15 protein-coding genes are annotated in these 17,733 nt (G+C 40.6%); all 15 read left to right on the forward strand.

All coding sequences use genetic code 11. The features are described 5' to 3' along the window. Positions 1 to 972: HNH endonuclease (locus ACWGXJ_RS25265; protein ID WP_452567959.1), on the forward strand; the 972-nt coding region annotated here is incomplete at its 5' end. Between the two features lie 79 nt (positions 973 to 1,051). After that, positions 1,052 to 1,372, forward strand: a complete 321-nt coding sequence (locus ACWGXJ_RS25270; RefSeq protein ID WP_452567960.1) for a phosphoribosyl-ATP pyrophosphohydrolase — start codon at positions 1,052 to 1,054, stop codon at positions 1,370 to 1,372. A 1,273-nt stretch (positions 1,373 to 2,645) separates the two neighbouring features. Beyond that, positions 2,646 to 2,987: a helix-turn-helix domain-containing protein gene (locus ACWGXJ_RS25275; protein WP_452567961.1), complete on the forward strand. Its 342-nt coding sequence runs from the start codon at positions 2,646 to 2,648 to the stop codon at positions 2,985 to 2,987. Between the two features lie 1,113 nt (positions 2,988 to 4,100). Then, positions 4,101 to 5,102, forward strand: a complete 1,002-nt coding sequence (locus tag ACWGXJ_RS25280; protein WP_452567962.1) for a DUF6602 domain-containing protein — start codon at positions 4,101 to 4,103, stop codon at positions 5,100 to 5,102. A 27-nt stretch (positions 5,103 to 5,129) separates the two neighbouring features. Then, positions 5,130 to 6,500, forward strand: coding sequence for a type III-B CRISPR module RAMP protein Cmr1 (gene cmr1, locus ACWGXJ_RS25285; protein WP_452567963.1), 1,371 nt, complete (start codon positions 5,130 to 5,132; stop codon positions 6,498 to 6,500). After that, complete coding sequence (gene cas10 / locus ACWGXJ_RS25290; protein WP_452567964.1) at positions 6,470 to 8,302, forward strand: type III-B CRISPR-associated protein Cas10/Cmr2; 1,833 nt, start codon at positions 6,470 to 6,472, stop codon at positions 8,300 to 8,302. Before cmr1 ends, cas10 begins: the two co-directional genes overlap by 31 nt. Beyond that, positions 8,271 to 9,533 carry a type III-B CRISPR module-associated protein Cmr3 gene (gene cmr3 / locus ACWGXJ_RS25295; protein ID WP_452567965.1) on the forward strand — a complete coding sequence of 421 codons (1,263 nt, stop codon included), beginning with the start codon at positions 8,271 to 8,273 and terminating at the stop codon, positions 9,531 to 9,533. Before cas10 ends, cmr3 begins: the two co-directional genes overlap by 32 nt. Positions 9,534 to 9,564: 31 nt before the next feature. Next, positions 9,565 to 10,467: a type III-B CRISPR module RAMP protein Cmr4 gene (cmr4, locus tag ACWGXJ_RS25300; protein WP_452567966.1), complete on the forward strand. Its 903-nt coding sequence runs from the start codon at positions 9,565 to 9,567 to the stop codon at positions 10,465 to 10,467. Continuing rightward, a complete protein-coding gene (gene cmr5, locus ACWGXJ_RS25305) occupies positions 10,464 to 10,850 on the forward strand; it encodes a type III-B CRISPR module-associated protein Cmr5 (protein WP_452567967.1) in 387 nt (128 codons plus the stop codon). The genes cmr4 and cmr5 overlap by 4 nt, the downstream gene beginning before the upstream one ends. Continuing rightward, complete coding sequence (cmr6, locus tag ACWGXJ_RS25310) at positions 10,847 to 11,638, forward strand: type III-B CRISPR module RAMP protein Cmr6 (protein ID WP_452567968.1); 792 nt, start codon at positions 10,847 to 10,849, stop codon at positions 11,636 to 11,638. The genes cmr5 and cmr6 overlap by 4 nt, the downstream gene beginning before the upstream one ends. A 459-nt stretch (positions 11,639 to 12,097) precedes the next feature. Beyond that, on the forward strand, positions 12,098 to 12,304 hold the full coding sequence (locus ACWGXJ_RS25315; protein ID WP_452567969.1) for a hypothetical protein: 207 nt from the start codon (positions 12,098 to 12,100) through the stop codon (positions 12,302 to 12,304). Between the two features lie 1,153 nt (positions 12,305 to 13,457). Next, positions 13,458 to 14,516 (forward strand): TIR domain-containing protein, encoded by a 1,059-nt coding sequence (locus ACWGXJ_RS25320; RefSeq protein ID WP_452567970.1) that lies wholly within the window; start codon positions 13,458 to 13,460, stop codon positions 14,514 to 14,516. Positions 14,517 to 14,676: 160 nt separating this feature from the next. Then, the gene (locus tag ACWGXJ_RS25325; RefSeq protein WP_452567971.1) at positions 14,677 to 14,835 is read left to right on the forward strand and encodes a hypothetical protein; all 159 of its coding nucleotides are present in this window, start codon (positions 14,677 to 14,679) and stop codon (positions 14,833 to 14,835) included. A gap of 1,687 nt (positions 14,836 to 16,522) precedes the next feature. Further along, positions 16,523 to 16,999: a restriction endonuclease gene (locus ACWGXJ_RS25330; protein WP_452568176.1), complete on the forward strand. Its 477-nt coding sequence runs from the start codon at positions 16,523 to 16,525 to the stop codon at positions 16,997 to 16,999. Then, on the forward strand, positions 16,996 to 17,688 hold the full coding sequence (locus tag ACWGXJ_RS25335; protein ID WP_452567972.1) for a hypothetical protein: 693 nt from the start codon (positions 16,996 to 16,998) through the stop codon (positions 17,686 to 17,688). Before ACWGXJ_RS25330 ends, ACWGXJ_RS25335 begins: the two co-directional genes overlap by 4 nt. Positions 17,689 to 17,733: the final 45 nt, after the last annotated feature.

A 17,733-nucleotide genomic window follows, 5' to 3' on the forward strand; every position in this document is an offset into this window, starting at 1 on the left:
TTGATTTTCATAGACAAATGGCTTTACATCATTCGTAATTGTTCCTTTGATAACACTTATAAGATGAGCTGGGCCCGAGCGATAACTGAAATAGCCTGTGAAGGTGAATATACGGAAAATAGTTGTGTTGAAATCACTATGGAATGCATAGCTCGCAAGGTAATTCGATACTATTGGGAGCAGACTATTTTTTTTGACCTACAGCAAAGTAGTAACCCTGTAAAACCACCTGTAATTGTCTCTACAGTGAAAGACCTGATTGGGATATATCAGTCTAATACTGGCTCTAAAAGGCCAATTAAATGGTACGCAGCTAATGTAGAAACGATTTGTTCGGACGCCTATCAGAAGGCAGTGAGAGACATTGTAAAAGCACTGAAGCAAGACGTCAGTTTTCGTTTTCTACGTATCAACGGGAAAGAAGTAGAGGGAATTTACAGCTACGTTCAAAAGGCTGATTCTTTATGCATACATTCAGATTGTCTCGCTCATCTAAAAAAATATAGTTTGATTGTTTTTGACGCAATCAATTACCGCTGGACTCAGATGTTGGAGAATTTCAATCACTCACCTCGCCTTTCCAAAAAAGTCCGAATTATTGACGAAAGAGAAGTAAGGCGGAAATCACTGGGCAAATTCTCCACGTACATTGGGGTGGAAAATCCATATCAACATTGCTTTTTATGCGGTGAAAAAATTGAAAACGAAACACCTGCCATAGATCACGTAATCCCTTGGTCATACCTGTACTCAGATGATTTGTGGAACTTAGTATTTACTCATCAGTCATGCAATAGTAGTAAGTCCAACGTGATTCCGAGCGAAGAGATGATACAACGACTAGAAGAGAGAAATCAAACCATGCTTAGAAAATTAAAGGAAGGGGAGAAACGCGATAAACATATTTTAGAACTTGAAATGGCTATAGAGCATAAACTAGTACGGAAATTTTGGATATCATGTCAAGGATAGTTTACACTTTTTTTCGGAAATCCCCCAAAGTTTTGAGTTTCTAATTTGTGTGAATACTTAATGGCATAGGAGGGATATTTTGAAGTTCTATAATAAACTTGTTCGTGATAGAATCCCTGAAATCATGGAGGAGCACGGGAAAAAATATGAAATTAGAACATTAGATCAAGAGGAGTATATAGAGATGCTACACCAGAAACTATACGAAGAGTTGAGGGAATTTGATACAGCAAGTGAGGAAAATCAACTTCTTGAGTTAGTTGATATGGTTGAAGTTATTTATGCCCTCGTTGAGAGTAAGGGATGTCGAATCGGTGATTTTGAGTCCCTTCGTATTGCAAAAAAAGAAAAGCGTGGGGGTTTCAAAGAAAAGCTATTTTTAATTAGTGGTGAAGAGTAAAAGGATAAGGAGTTTTTGAAACTCCTTACCCGACAATAATTCTAGACTTGACGAAGCTTCTCTTTGAAAAAGACAAGTCCATAGTTTTTGCTCTCACAGAGAATCTACTGAGCTAACAGGAGAATTCGGCATATTGAGATACTACTTATTTAGATTTTAGAGAAACACGAGTTGATTTTGCATGATTTATAAGAAGAATAAAAATGATGAAGGCAAAGAAATTCAAAATTATTACTGCATTTTGACTAAGGAATGTAAAACGATCAATGAATTTGATTGTGTGGTGCGACGATAATTTGGATATGGATAATGCTCTGATCAAAAGGAAGTAACCTTCCCTTTTTGTACGAATATAGACCGTTCAGTTTAATAATGGGATCAATCAATATTAATGACCATACTCGATGCGATTGGATATGTTAGACGAGATTTCACCCGTTGGATAAAGTCAGTTCTCCATATGTGTTGAGTTCTCTTTCAATATCTGCCGAAAATTTTTATTAGCAAGCTCAAGAGTTCAAATAAAGGTGAGTCATAAGTTACAAGACCAGGAATGTTCATTGAACATCAAGTTTTAAGACTTAGCTACAGATTAGACCCAAATGAAAATAATCTTACGTTTAGGAATAAAAAGAAAACCGAGAGAAAACATCCATCTATCACCTTTTGTAAGTTATGATTTGCCTTCAGCTGGTTAATCTTTCCTCTGGAATACACACGTTTCGAATTACTTTATCTCTTCCTTTGACCTACATAGGTCATACTCTCAAAGAGTCCTTCTATAAGTCACAGTTCAGTCAGCCTTATCAGAAGTTATTACAGCATTTTATTCAATGTGCCTGTGTTTTAATAGCACTGAAATATAGAAAGTCTCGTTTTCTACAATTAGTTCTGTATGGACCACACTATAATTACTTCCTCTCATTGTTATTCCGTTCACCAATTTTGTAAGACGAAGAAATTCTCCAATTTCGGTTACGTAAATATCCGTAGTTGAGTTGTCTGGGAATATACATTGTACTTTAATGAGATTCATTCCTCTCTATTTGCAATCATTTACATGTTGATAGATGTTTCGTTTTATTCGTAAAGTTAATTTTGTACGTAAGCACTAAGTGGGCTTTTATCATGGCCTGTGGGTTTACTTTTATAAAAAAAGGGCATCCTTATTATATCAAAATAAAACCCTATAGGATATATTTTATAAAAACAAACCCTATAGTATCTTGGAGTAATTATATGGCTAGTCTATGGTTTGCATAGGGTGATGGTTGTGACTGATTTGATGAAAATGGTAGGGGAAGGAATTCGACACTTCCGAAAACTACGTGGATTGAGCCAAGAGGAACTTGCAAGTAAGGCTGATGTCCACGAAACTTATATTGGTAAGTTGGAACGTTCTGAAAAAGTTTGTTCCATCGTGGTGCTGGATAAAATTACGAATGCCCTCAATCTCTCTATGGTGGAGTTTTTTAATTATATCCAGCCTGTGAACAGAGAGAAAAGCGAGTCAACACTCACAGAAATTGTGAACAGGCTACGTAGTAGAAATGAAGATGAGCAAAAGAAGATATTAAAAGTCATTGATGCTATTCTGGATGATCAGTTGAATTGAGGGAGAAAATCATAAGACTAATGAAATTGTGATTACGGCTTTGTGCTTATATGCTTAAAAGATACCTTTGGCTATCAGGCATACTCTACGAATATATTCGTTACTGGGCACGGAGGGGATTCCGTGCTGGAGACTAGTCTTACGCTACATTTAATCTATGGTATAGCTTACTTACCAGGAACAGCATTGAAGCGCACAGTAAGCGACTAGAACATCTTATTTGTCTCACAAACATGTGCTGGATTTATTCAGTTTCACGATGCTCTTCCCACTCCAGCAACGTTTTGCAAGGCGCTCAAACAGGATGTACTTACAGCGAATCATCAGGACTAGCTATGAAGTGGGTCAATTTCGAAATAGTCCTGTTCGGAGCGCTAAGAGAGGAAGTATTGGCGGGAAGACCAACGCAGATATGGAAGGCTCTTAGAGACTGAATGATAGTATCGTGAAGGTGCGAATGTGAAGCTCACATGAAAACCCCGGGCCCTTCGCACCTCGAAATTTGTCGAAAATCAATAGAATCAATTACCTCCAGTAAAAGTCAATGGTTGATCCAAGCACTTTTGGCATCGTTTTCTGTGATAATGTGTAAAATTGATATCATTAGAGTATGAATTACTTCATTTTCGCAGTCGCACTCCATATGAGTGCGTGGATTGAAATATTTTCTGAGTCAGTTCTCGATGTTTAATGATTTCAGTCGCACTCCATATGAGTGCGTGGATGAAATCAGTGAACTACGCAGTCTCTTCATAGCTACCAAAACATCCTCTATGTCACTCTCGCCCTCTGAGAATCTCTTTTGTGAGATCTACAGGGGGCTTTTTTATAACAGGACTTATGAAAAATCCCGTTATAGCTTGGTATTCAGTTACGATTCTAAATATAATTTTTTACTTAATTGGGATATAAAAATCAATTAAAATCTATAAAACATTATTAAGAAAATTTATCCTTGTAAAATACATACAATCGTAATTATAATTAACATGATCCTTAATGCCTATGTTAATCAGGTTCTTTTTTCCTATTCCATAACATGAGTTGGATTATTTTAGGGCTAATTAAGAAGAAGTAGTATAGATATAAGATTGATAGAAAGGGCCTGAGAACATGGGAGAAATTAAAGCCAGCAAAGATAGTAAGGTTGAAAATGTATTTGAACGTATTCATCAGAACTACCGTTACCTGAATCAGATGATGGTAGAAGAAATCGATATTGCTTCTGAGCATGGAACAATTAGTGGGAACTATCGCGAGGAGATGTGGGTCAAGTTTTTTCGAAGTATTATCCCTCTCAAATACTCATTGGCGCAGGGGGTCATTATCATTGACTCGAACAATAACAGATCTAGGGAAGTGGATATTGCTGTCTACGATGAGCAGTATACACCATACGTCTTCCAATATAATACTCTCAAGTTCATTCCAATCGAAGCCGTAGTGGTAGCTATTGAATGTAAAAGTTCAAATTGGGAATATGAAAAGATCATAGAATGGGCAGAAAGCATTAAAAACTTACACCCACGAACGACAGGCATTGCGCGGATGGTGCAGGGGTATGTAACTGGGATCACAAACAAAACTCAGCAACGTACTCGACCTATTTTTATTCTTGCAAGCAATTTTCAGAGACAACAACAGACATCCGTACATCAAGTTGCAGAGAAGCTAAAAGGGGCGTTCGATTTTATTCTGCTAAAAAGAGTTGAGCCAGGTAGTAAAGGAATAGTCAGAGAATTTGATTTACTGGTCGAACACGAGAATGAAAAGCTCGGCTGGTGGGGGGATCAATTGAATCAGGGGGTACAAAATTTCGGTAATATGAACGTGATCCCTTCAAACTGGAAAGATGAAGATAAGCAAGAGTTTAAACAGCAAGTGGACAGCGGGCAATATAGCGAACTGAAATTTTCAGAAGACGCTATGTCACTTGAAAATACGCTGAGTGATTTGAAAATACCAGGCAATCCGCTGTTAACTTTAAACTTCCAGCTTAACCAGTTGCTCATGCTGCTGAATAACCCTATGTTGTTTCCTCATTTCGCTTATGCCAAAGCTTTTAGAGAGCTTACAGCAATCGGGAACGACAGTATTGAAGAGGATGCCAATTAAATAGATAGATCAAGAAAGGAGACTAGCATGGGAAGAAACCTGGGAAGCCCCGCAACAAATGTCACCGATCTGGAAAAGAGGATCGCTAAAAATCCTAATCTACAAAAGGTTTATGCCATAACCATTGTGACTCCTATGTTTGGAGGCGGTTATCTGGCAGGGCAGATCGATACAGAACAATTGGTTCGTACAAGCACGGTGCGAGGACAGTTGCGTTTCTGGTGGCGGGCAACGCGTGGTGCAGCTTATGAAAATGTATATGAACTACGCAAACGAGAAGCAGAGATTTTTGGGGACACAAGTAGACCCAGTTGCATAAAGATCTGGATCGAGCCAACATCCACTAAGTCTATAAGTAAAACTCACTTTCCAAAATATGCGTTATATTCAGCAGGTAAAGAGGTAGACGCTGCTAAAAAGAGATCTGTGGAGCACACTATAGGGCACACATTCAAGCTTCACATCATCTATAAGCAACCATTCGATGATATAAAAAAATCTATGGATCTTGAAGAAATAGAACGCAAAGAGATACAGCCTGCACTATGGGCCTGGATTAACTTCGGCGGAGTGGGGGCAAGAACACGTAGAGGGTGCGGGAGTTTATATTGTGATGGGATTTCTCCTAGTATAGATAACTGTACCCCTGAACACTTTTTGTCTTGGTTTGATAAACACATAGAAAAATACGAATTAAAACTATTACAGGCGGATCAAAGTCGTGATTGGCCGACGCTTAGCAATCAGATTAAAACTCGTTCCCGTATAGAGGAAATAAAAGATGCTTGGCATGAGGCAATAGAAGCTTATCGCTTATTTCGCAGACGTGCAAACCAAGAAAAAGGTAAACCCAGACCGGGGAGAAGCCACTGGCCAGAAGCAGATTCCATTCGAACGATTACAGGTATGGCACATCCCAAACATGACAAGAAATATCCCCCCAGTAAACCTGATAGGCTAGTTTCTTTTCCAAAAGCACAACTTGGTTTACCGATTATTTTTGAGTTTAAGCAACAAATGGATGAGGATAAAGAGCTATCTTATGAAGAGCTCCGCAAAAGAAAACGTTGGGAAAAGGAACCCTACAAAACACAACTTGTTCCCAAAGGTAAGGATCGCCTTGCTTCTCCGGTGATTTTAAAACCATTGTCCTGTACTCCTCATAAATCGCTTGGAATAATAGCTATCCTAAATCAACCCCGTTTGGAAGGGGCCGAGTTAAAGCAAAACGATAGGATCGTAAAGCAACTTGGAACAAAAGAAATCTATCCTAACGTTTCATATGATAATAACCCTATGCAAGATAATAAAAAAGTCTATACGTCTGCTGTTGAGGCTTTTTTAAACAGTAAGGAGGTCGAAAAATTTTGCGAGAGCACAAATCTGAAGAGATACTGATGATGTTTTCTATCGGGCCCGTGCAAGAATTCATCGCCCAGGCACGTAGAACGCGAGATTTATGGTTTGGCTCATATTTGCTCTCTGAATTAAGCATAGCGGGAGCTCAGAAATTTCAGGAACTGGGTGGCCGATTGGTTTTTCCTGTTACGGTGATAGACAAAAACTCCGAACAAGTAGAGAAGATAAGTGCACCAAACAAGATTCTTGGGATAATGAATACAGATCAGCCGAGCAAGATTGCTTGGCAAGTCAGAAGAGCTATCCAAGGTAAGTGGAAGGAGTATGCAAGAGCGGCAGAGGAGAAAATTGGGCGAATTATTAATATACGCACGTGGGATCGTCAAGTCAGCGATTTACTTGATTTTCAGGCGGCTTGGACAGCGATGCAAGGACTACATTATGATGAGGCATTAAGCAAAACGGAACAATTATTAGCTGCCCGTAAGACGCTAAGGGATTTTAAGCAAAATGACCCGGGCACGATGTACGGTGAGAAAAAATCTTCTCTGGACGGCGGTCGTGAATCAGTGTGGATCAACCACGATAGGAACATTGAGCGGCTTTTACGGTTGGGAATTAAAGAATATGAGACCTTAGACGCCATCTCCGTCATTAAACGGTTATCTTTAATACTTCATCCTGACCAAGAGCGGTTTCTTTCGGTTTGCGATACAGCCTTTCGGCCTTTCCAAAAGCAAATTCGTGATGTGACTTTCATAGGTTCGGCAGTGACCGATTATTTGCATACCGTGAATGAATTGTTGGAAAAAGAGAACTTAAAAACAATAAACAAGCTAGATATCAATTCCTATGACGCGCGTCTTTTTTATGAACGTCGAATCGGGGATTATCTTGAAGAATGCATTATGGTTCCCAAGGAACATCAAGAGAACCTCAAAGATTCTATAGCAGACAAGTTGGAACGGATGTATCTCCAGTTGGAGAAGAAGTCAAGGGATCATCAGTTTAATTTTGTCCGTCCAACTCCTTATTATGCTTTTCTAATCGCTGATGGTGATCGCATGGGGGAACATCTTCGCAACATTAAGGATGAACAGAGCCATATACATTTTTCTCAAGCGCTCTCCAGATTTGCTCTGCAAGCAGCAAAAATTATGAAAAATCATCAGGGACAACTCGTTTATGGTGGCGGAGATGATGTTATGGCTTACTTGCCAGTACATACATGTTTGAATGCAGCCAGTGAGTTACGTAAGTCTTTTATTGAAATATTGGGGTCCGTTATTTCTACCCCGACTCTTTCTGTGGGGATTGTAATCACTCATATGCTGGAACCCCTTGAAGAAGTACGTAGAATGGCACATGAAGCAGAACGGCAGGCCAAAAAAACACGTAATGCATTGGAGGTTCACTTCCACAGACGCGGTGGAGGCGATCTAATGAAAGTAGCACTGCCGTTCGAAGATAATCCAGTGGAGCAAATGAAAGTGTTACACGAGTATAAAAAGTTTTTTTCTGCCCAATTTGCCTATGAACTACGTAGAACATACCAAAGTTACAAGGAAATGGCTACAGGCTCAGCGTGGCTTAGTGATCCGAAATTGCTCGCAGAATTACTCTGGATGGAGATTGAGCGTCTGGCGTTCAAGAAGAAGCCGGAAAGCATAGACAAGGCGACATTGAAAAAACAGTGGATTCCTAAATTGAAGGAACTATATGATACCGAAACAGAGCCATTAGAACGATTGCGGATATTGGCAGAGCAACTCATTTTGACGATTCATCTGGAAAAGGTGGGAACGACTTATGAAGAAACGACTACAAGTAAAACCTCTTGATCCTATTATGATACGGGACGGAAGACCGTTCAGCGCTACGCCGGGAATCCGGGCCCACACATTAAGTGATGTCACGCCAAGTATGCTTGCGGGTACAATTCGCACGATGCTGGCTAAAAGGGAACAAGCACAGGAAGGAAAGTCATCCCTCAGCCTTAACCATTTTTCTAAATTAAATGTTCGAGGTCCGATATATAAATACCGAGATAACTTGTATTTTGCCATGCCTCAGGACGCTGAAATGTATGAAGAACATGGAGAAGCAAGTATCCGATTCATTCGACCTGTTAACTTGACAGGGGCTCAACATGGCAGACAGGGATTCTTTGGCGTAGGTCAGGAAGGACGTCTGGCAGATGTGCTCTGGCCGCCACTTGGAGCAGGGACACACAAAGGGATGAAGGAAGCACCCGCATACATCACAAAGGAGCGGATGGTGCATTGGTTGACAGGCACCGTGACAGAAGAAACATGGTCCAAGCTTCTAAATCAATGGCGTTTGGATCAGAAAAATAATCCGTTGCACACAGCTTGTGAAACAACACCTTTTCTACCCGCATTTATTCGTGAAGAACGCACACATACTGCAATCGACCCCAAGACGTATACCGCCAAGGAACAGCAATTATTTTCAACAGAATCACTGGTTTTTCCACCAGATTTCACTGTGGAAGCTGAGATTGATTTTGGAGAGCATACGTCCAGCTGCACAGGCAAAATATCAGAGATGCACCCCATGGGAGGCAAGCGCAGATTGGCTCACTTCAGTGAGGTGGAAGATGACTTGTCATGGACCTGTCCCTTAGCGATTCAAGAAAGCATGCAGGGAGCGTCATATATTCGTATGGTATTAGCGACTCCTGCTTATTTCCGAAAAGGTTGGTTGCCAGGCTGGCTGGACGAAAATCTCCAAACTAAAAATCCATGGAAGTGTGGAGTAGAGCTTCAATTGCGCTGGGCTTGTGTTCCACGTTGGCAGCCTGTATCGGGATGGAGTTACTCGAAGGATGGTTTGTCCAACGAGAAGGCGGTTCGGCGCATGGTTCCAGCAGGAAGCGTATACTTCTTTGAAGTCACCAAAGGGAATGCGGCTGATTTGGCGAAGGAAATGTGGCTACAATCCGTGTCGGATACGAATCGCCGCAAAGAGGCTTTTGACAAAGAAGACGGGTTCGGACTGGCTTTGTGGGGGAAATGGAACCTTACAAACACACCCCAAATGAACAAATAATAAATAAACCTACTATAAAGGAGCAAGGGAAATGGAAAATGTAAGCCAGTGGTACTGGATACACTGTTTGTCTCCACTACATATCGGTTCAGGAGAAGGACTTGGGGCAATTGATCTGCCTATTATGCGCGAGAAGGTGACTGAATGGCCTATGATTCCTGGCAGTAGCATGAAAGGGGTAAAGAGAGACTACTATCGAGCTAAAGAAGGAGAAAGCGCTTGGTTCAAGCAAGCATTCGGTAAATCAGATCACAATGGAGCCGAAGCTGGAGCACTTGTTATTTCCGATGGACGGATTCTTGCTTTTCCGGTAGCCAGCCGATATGGCACTTTCGCTTATGTTACTTCTCCTATGGTACTGAAACGCCTAGTACGAGATGCAGCAGCGATGGGAATGTCTTTAGAAATTCCAAATTTAGATCAATTTGAGCAAGATGCGAAGAATAATGAGACCGCTTGGATAACTACTGATTCTGTAGTGGTGAGTCAACAGCAAGTTTTCCTCGACGAGTTCTATGGTAAGGCGGAAATATCGCATGGGTTTACCACCTGGGCAAATTGGCTGGCGAATATGCTGTTCGATGAAAATGAACCTTATTCAAAAGAGATGTTCATCGAGCGACTTGTATTAGTAACGGACGACACATTTAGATACTTTACGACGATGTGTTGTGAGATTACTCCACGCATTCGAATACAGGAAGATACGAAAACTACGCAAGCGGGTGCACTATGGTATGAGGAATGTGTACCTACTGAAGCCATATTTTACGGGATGATCTGGTGTGATCGGATAGATGGATCGTCAGATATCTCCAAACGGATTTCCAGTCTTCAACATATGAAAAAAGAAATATTTTTACAACTTGGAGGCAATGCAAGTGTCGGCAAAGGGCGCGTGCGCTGCCGCCTCTCGGGAGGCGGAGATCGATGAAATCATCCCAACATGAGTATGCGCAGGCCGCATTCGAAGGAATAAAGTCACTGGATGCAAACTCCATCGTTGCACAGCAATATGGACAGCTCTGTCACCGTTTTCCTTCGCTCGTTCTGACTAACGGTTTACGTCTGGCCGTTACCTTCTTTCAGGCGAAGTCCGAGAGCGTAGAAAGTCCACATGCTTTATATTTGCAGCATATGCGGAGTGCCCTTGGTCTCGATAAATCTTGGAAAGAAGAACTCAAAATTCAAAATGCAGACTATCTTCACTTGTCCCAGAGGGTACTGAGTGCCTCCGTCTGGTTTAAGCGGTATGCGGAAGCCATTCTGAAGATCGAACAAGGAACGGATGCGCCGGAACAGGAGGGCATCTTATGAACGCCCATCTAGCTATCACCAAGGGTGACACAAGTTTGCAGGGTATAGATTTGTGCTTAGAACAAGTTGTTAGTAAAGGGGATGGCAAACAAGCTTTCTACCAGAAACTGATCAAGGCTTATGAAACTGACTGGACAACGACAAAAAAAAGCTGGTATAAGCATTACTATGATCGATACTACAAGAAGGAGAGCTATGGAGCAACTATACCATTGCATATCCAGGTTAGATCACAAACGCCACTCGTTATTGGGCATGGAGGGAATTCCGTGCTTGAAACTAGTCTTGCGCTACATCGCATTTATGGTGTGCCTTACCTACCAGGAACAGCCTTGAAGGGTGTTGCTTCGCATTATGCACATCGACAACTAGGTGACCAGCAACCAGCATTAAAGCGTACGGGAAGCGACTACAACATTTTATTTGGCTCACAAACATCTGCTGGGTTTATTCAGTTTCACGATGCTCTTCCTACTCCAGCAACAGTTTGCAAAGCGCTGAAGCAGGATGTGCTTACAGCGCATCATCAGGATTATAACGGCATTATTGTAGAGCCATATCGTAATGATATTGAGTACAAGGCTCCACGTGATGATGATTCCCCCGTCCCTATTCCATTTCTTTCAGCGTCGGCTCACTTTGAAATTATATTAACTTGTGAGGGAGAGCAGGAATCAGCTATGAAGTGGCTAAGTCTGACAAAAACAATCTTGCTCGGAGCGCTAAGAGAAGAAGGCATTGGCGGGAAGACCAACGCAGGATATGGAAGACTCTTAGAGATTGAATGACGTAATCGTGAAGGTGCGAATGTGAAGCTCCCATAAAAAAACCGGGTCCTTCGCACCACGGAATTTGCCGAAAAGTAATTAAATCAATTACCTTCAGTAAGAGTCAATGTTTGATTAAAGCTTTTTTGGCATCGTTTTTTTGCGCTAATGAGTGGAATTGATATCATCAGGATATGAATTACTGCATTTTCGCTGTCGCACTCCATGTGAGTGTGTGGATTGAAATATAAATCTTCTTTTACGATGATTTTTCCTTATCGATCTCGTCGCACTCCATGTGAGTGCGTGGATTGAAATATCACGTCTTCAATCTGCGCCCAAGTTTCAACTATGGTCGCACTCTATATAAGAGTACGGATTGCGTTTTAACAAGGAAACTCTCTTGAGTTATGATTCGACTTCAGATACAGTCATTCCGTTTCAAGTTGCGTATGCTGTATCTATCCATAAGCACAGGGTTTGGAGTATAACTCTGTAAAAATTGTTATTACGAATGAGATCGAGGAGCTTATTACTCATAACATTTTTTATACATCAATTACTCGAGCAAAAGAAAATCTGAAGATTTATTGGACACCTGGAACGGAGAAAAAAGTATTAAATAGCTTAAAATTTAAGAATGGGAGAAAAGATGTTGCGCTTTTAAAATCAAAATATAGTTTATGAGTATTTTAGTGTTACTACCAAAGCGTTATGACACCAGTTACTTAAAGCCACTTAGTTAACTTGAATGAACACTAAGGTGTAATATCTAAAAAAGGAGCAGTTTGCCACGGCAGCTGCTATCTAGAAAGGGGTGTGCCACATCATATGTAAGGCGAGAGGAACATATACGCTTATAGCCGCTTAGCTGCGGCTATTTTTTGTTTTAACGATATATGACACATATATCGTTAGCCGAAAAAGACAAGAATATGTGGTTAACCGTGGTTGAAAAGAATTATCAACTATAAGTGTGCTCGCCTGGATAATGAAACGGTGTTCGGTTACCAGAAATATAAGGTAATGGGTTATTTCGTTAAGGTAATAGAGGATAGTTTTAAGCATTTAAAAAGACGTGCTGAGCAGGGACAAAAAAAGATCGAAAGGATAAGTTGATGTTCGCTTAGACGGAGTTACATCGCATCGGAACTGCCGAGAAATTTTCCTGAGTGTGCGTTGGAGAGTTGGATTTATAGACACTATTCTCAAATTAACCATTATTCGTTTCTAGGGTTTGAAAATATGGTCTTTAGCGATGAACTATGGTCAAAAGAAGATATTTTCAATAACATCAAGTCATATTACCCTTATATGTTCATTTATTAAGCCAACCTTATTCTTTTTTGAATTCGTGATATGGAACAGCAGCACGATTATAAATGTGACGGAGGGCTATTTTCCGAATAATTTAAGGAAGGGTGATAACCATTAAGTTTCTCATGGGCGTAGAAAAGAGTTACATGCGTTACAAGCGATTATTGCATTCAAGAGGTATCGGTCGATAGACGAAGCTGACTCTCAGTGAGAAGTACATTTCCTCGATAACACTACAATTCATAATCAGCGTTGTGTGGAGACTTACCAAACGAACAAATTCAGTATTCCTGAATCGGCACTCGACCTTAATATGCAAGAACACACTTTGAGGCAGATTCTAACTTCACACTTGGCGGCTTTATTCTGTCAGTTGATCTTTCTAGAAGCAAAGTAGTTATCTAGAACTTATCTGAGCTATCGGTTATACTTGAGTATAAAGACTTAGTTCGACAACACGGATCAGCCAGCAAGGATGATGAAGGTCTAATAAACTAATTGACAAGGAGATTGATAGATAAGTATGCCGAAAATTTTTATAAGTCATGCTGTAAAAGATGCTGATATGATCGTCAGACCTTTCATTGATATGCTCGTCATGGGTCTGGGGATTGACCGAGGAGAAATATATTGTACTTCGGATGGGGATATTCCAACCGGGGTTAATTTCCCTGAGCATATTAAGACAAACATTAACTCAGCGGAACTGGTCATTATGATACTGACCGAAAACTACATGGACAGTGATTTTTGCCTGAATGAAATGGGGGCATCGTGGGCAAATAATCAAAATATTTACCCAATTGTGATTCCTCCAGCGACGTACAAGATATTAGATCGATCTGCCCTGCGCGGGGTTACGAATGTCCTTATGGCGACAGAAGATGATCTTCCAAAGCTTAGGGATGAATTGGAAGGTAAAGAACTGACAGGTAAGATCCGCTCTGGAGAATATCGCACGAGGGGTAAGCATTTTCTTGAATCGATAGAGAAGTACGAAGAGCAACGTCAAAAAGAAGGACCACTTACCGTTCCAGTAGAGGTATTCAGTAAGCTTCAGAACCAGTTGAAGGAACTTGACGCGGAACTGGAGGAGAAAATCGACGAGTGCGATACAAAGGATGAATTGATCGAAGAGTTGAAGAAACTGAAAGATCAAACTGCAGTCAAGCAGGTTATCCGGTCGCACAACGTAAATGAATGGGTAGAGTTGCAGGAACTTATCGATGAAGCCAAATCATCCCTGAACCAATTAGATTCAATGATGGTGAGCCTAATTTTCCACTACAGGTATTTCCCACATAATTTCGAGCCGGAGCCTATCGACGGCTGGAGTGCAATACATAAATTAGCAGCAAAAAGATTTATCGATCAGGATGAAAATAAGATTACGATAAATGACGGGCATCCATTAATAAGAAAAGCGGACAAAGCACTAGATATATTGAGTGATGCACTTGAAGGTATGTCACCAGAAGTATACAAACAGTTTGAGGAGGAATACGGTTTAGAACTGGATCTTTCCAATATCGACTTTTGGGAAAATACTCTAAGGATTAGGGGGATGGAATTATCACAATGAATGATTTATTTCTGTGAGATAAAGAAATCCAGTTTTCCAAAATGCGCATTTAAAATAACTAAAACATTTGATTATCATTCGCTTATTGAATATTATCAGTATATGAAACCATACAAAAGGACTATATGATTGTCCAAACGAACGAAAAAGAGTAAGAAGTATGAAGAGCTTTCTACCACTAAATATTGCAATGAAAGTAATGGATAATCTAAGTACTGAAAATAAAATGCTTATGGAATATGTTGATGGGTATGTTGGCGGATTTGATAACTGGAAAAACTTCAGTGATTTAGGATCAGCAACAGAGCAGACAATTTAAACAAACAAAAAAAGAACCCAATTTAGGGTTTTTTTGTTTAAGGAAGAGGAACGAGGACAAATCGGCAAACGATATATGTTCTTGTCGTCCGACATCATATGTAGAATGACATAAAGTCGCCAGCCAAGAAACTCCTTATAAAACAAGGGGTTTTTAGTTTTTGGTAGGGAACTTCTTGTCAATTTTTAGTGACATAAAGTTCCCTACCAGGCTGGAATTTGACACAAATTTCCCCACTGGCCTGGAAAAGAGAAGAAGTTGGAGATCAATTCTACTTACTTGAGTAGGATAATGTTCAGTGGGAGTATTTATTGTTATATCATGCACAATAATGTGATTCAAAATTTAATTTTTGCTGTCACAATGCAGACTAATATTGAGTATCATCGATAAACAACTTATCACATCTAATAGAATTGACTTGATATCATAATTTAGACTCCATTCCGAGATGGTATTACCTTAATTGAGGTACTATAACTATACTGAAGAAGATTTAAACTGACATTCAGGATCAAATTGAGCAAGTACGTCCACGTATAACTGTTGCTAAAATGATTGTAACAATAAGCTCACAATTCTGAAAATATGACAGTTGAAATTGATGGGTTAAAGAATTTATTGATTGAAGTTAAGATAATGTGCTATAGCTGAATTAAGGCAAAAGTTGAAGTTGTCTAATCTATTTTTATGAATCAACAATTGAAATATGAAGTTTCAGTTAATAATGGAGTCTATAACTAAGAAGTTGGGGAATTTATGTGGTTAGAAGGTATCTCATTGAAAGGACACAGATCATATTCGAACGATGAAGGAGTAGATCTAACACAATTTAGAAAAATGAACTTTTTTATTGGTCCCAATAACAATCCTGTCGCGGGACAAGAACATTGTTCCAATGCCGAAGGATGATTGACAAATAGGCCATCTTGGACTGGCCATAAGGTAAATAGATGATATCTGTCAGAAGAGCGAGACCAGGGATTCTTTTCTTGAAGTCCCTCTATAAAAGGATGGGTAAAATTCGATGCTCCTGAGTCGCCTTAGCCATTCGTTTGAATGGTTTGGGTTTCAGATGAGGACAGACCAAACCGAATTTCTTCATCAATCCACGATTTCGTTTGAGATTATACACGATACTAAACTTATTATGGAGTGTGATTTTGATGGAACGTGAAGGTTTCGGCGATGAAAGGCTTTCTTCGCCGATTTGAAGATATCTTCATCGTGCTGAGCCTTCTTTAAGAGTACCATCTGCTGCTTGAAGATAACGATATAGCCGGATCTGGAGACCCCTAATAGCTCACAAAATTGCCGGGTCATCCGGTTCAGACCTTGGCCTATAGCTTGTGGAATGAATTCAAAATCTTGATTTGCATAATACTAGGATCACAAATTCTATCTATAACCTTGAAATATATGGTATTATTGTACTGGGAATTAGAAGTGGTGTGGGTCTAATGGACTATATTATTTTTCTGCTGGTTATTGCTTCAGTTTTTGTGTTGTCTATATTAATTCTCATCTTGTCGAGAAAACAAAAGACTATCGTTGTATTTGATAAGGAGAACTACGAACTAAGAGATATTACATTAGCTGATATTGATAGGATGGAAGACGGCTCCAGATTTGAAATGTACTTATACAGATTATTATCGAACTAGGCTATTCCGGTGTCTATAAGACTATAGGTAGTCGTGACTTTGGAGCTGACGTAGTATTTAATGATCCAGATGGACTTAGAAATGTTATTCAAGCCAAAAGATACTCGGTAGAAAATCCGGTAGTGATTAGCGCTGTTCAAGAAGTCTTCTCTTGTTTGAGATACTATAAGGCTAAAAAAGCGGTTGTCATCGCAACAACCAGATTCACAGATTCATGCGAAACGCTGGCCGATATCAATTACGTGAAATTAATTGATCGTACGGAATTATCTAGCATTATAGAGGCCTTCAGAGCTGGTGATACCTTTGCAGCTCGTAAAATAATTGAAGCGGAACCCAGAAGGATACTTGAATCCTGGTCAGAGACAAATCCAGCAACTGACCCGACCAAGGTCAAAGATATTGCTGGACGCTCCGATCAAGCGGCGATCGAGTGGACCCTTGATCGAGTGCCGCCGGAGCGGACGCGAACGGCAAATTCCGCCAGGAAGATTCCGTGAGAAAAGCGCAGTTCCTCATCATGCTGTTGCGCACCTACAAAGTCGATGACGAATCGTACTCTTCCAAGAAGAAGAATCACTGGGCGGAAGGCGCCTACAAAGTGGCGACGGTCCGAAACCTGTTGTTGTTCAGTGCAAGTCCGGGCAAAAGCGACTTTCGGGACAAGCCAATTAATCGCTATCGCGCGGCTCGCCTGATCGCGTCGGCGGACGGTGTGAATTTCGATTTTTCGAATACGGTGAAATACGTGCTGGCACATGATTACATACGCGGAACCGAAGGCAATCAGAGCTGGATGTTCGGTTCCAATGATATCGTTACTCGGGGGCAGGCGGAGGTGATCTTGATGCAATTGCAGTCCCGCATGAAGCAATTGGTCGGCGTACCGAAGTCGGTTACTTCCGAGAAGAAGCTACCTAAACGTCGGTTTTCGGAAGTGTATATCAAACCGGCGCTTGGCAGCAAGATGTTGATTGCCGAATTCCGCGTGGAAGGCACGCTGTTGGTGGAAGGACAATTCGTGGATCAGGCGAAAAAGCAGTGGGAGATTAATATCAATCAACACCAAAATAACGAGCGAAGTGGGAATATATTTGGATGTGAACCTAAGAACACAAGGTACGACGGTCGGGGTCAAAAGAGGCAAATTGAATGTTTCGGATTTTTCAAGATAAGAAAAAAGACCTAACAACATATTCGCCAACGAAAGGCGAAAAAGCATCCGCTTGGTGCG

Source organism: Paenibacillus sp. S33 (assembly GCF_053615415.1).

Coding starts and splice junctions, on each gene's coding strand:
- ACWGXJ_RS25280 (WP_452567962.1), top strand. CDS start 4,101: ATGGGAGAAATTAAAGCCAGCAAAGATAGTAAGGTTGAAAATGTATTT.
- cmr1 (WP_452567963.1), top strand. CDS start 5,130: ATGGGAAGAAACCTGGGAAGCCCCGCAACAAATGTCACCGATCTGGAA.
- cmr3 (WP_452567965.1), top strand. CDS start 8,271: ATGAAGAAACGACTACAAGTAAAACCTCTTGATCCTATTATGATACGG.
- cmr4 (WP_452567966.1), top strand. CDS start 9,565: ATGGAAAATGTAAGCCAGTGGTACTGGATACACTGTTTGTCTCCACTA.
- cmr5 (WP_452567967.1), top strand. CDS start 10,464: ATGAAATCATCCCAACATGAGTATGCGCAGGCCGCATTCGAAGGAATA.
- cmr6 (WP_452567968.1), top strand. CDS start 10,847: ATGAACGCCCATCTAGCTATCACCAAGGGTGACACAAGTTTGCAGGGT.
- ACWGXJ_RS25320 (WP_452567970.1), top strand. CDS start 13,458: ATGCCGAAAATTTTTATAAGTCATGCTGTAAAAGATGCTGATATGATC.
- ACWGXJ_RS25325 (WP_452567971.1), top strand. CDS start 14,677: ATGAAGAGCTTTCTACCACTAAATATTGCAATGAAAGTAATGGATAAT.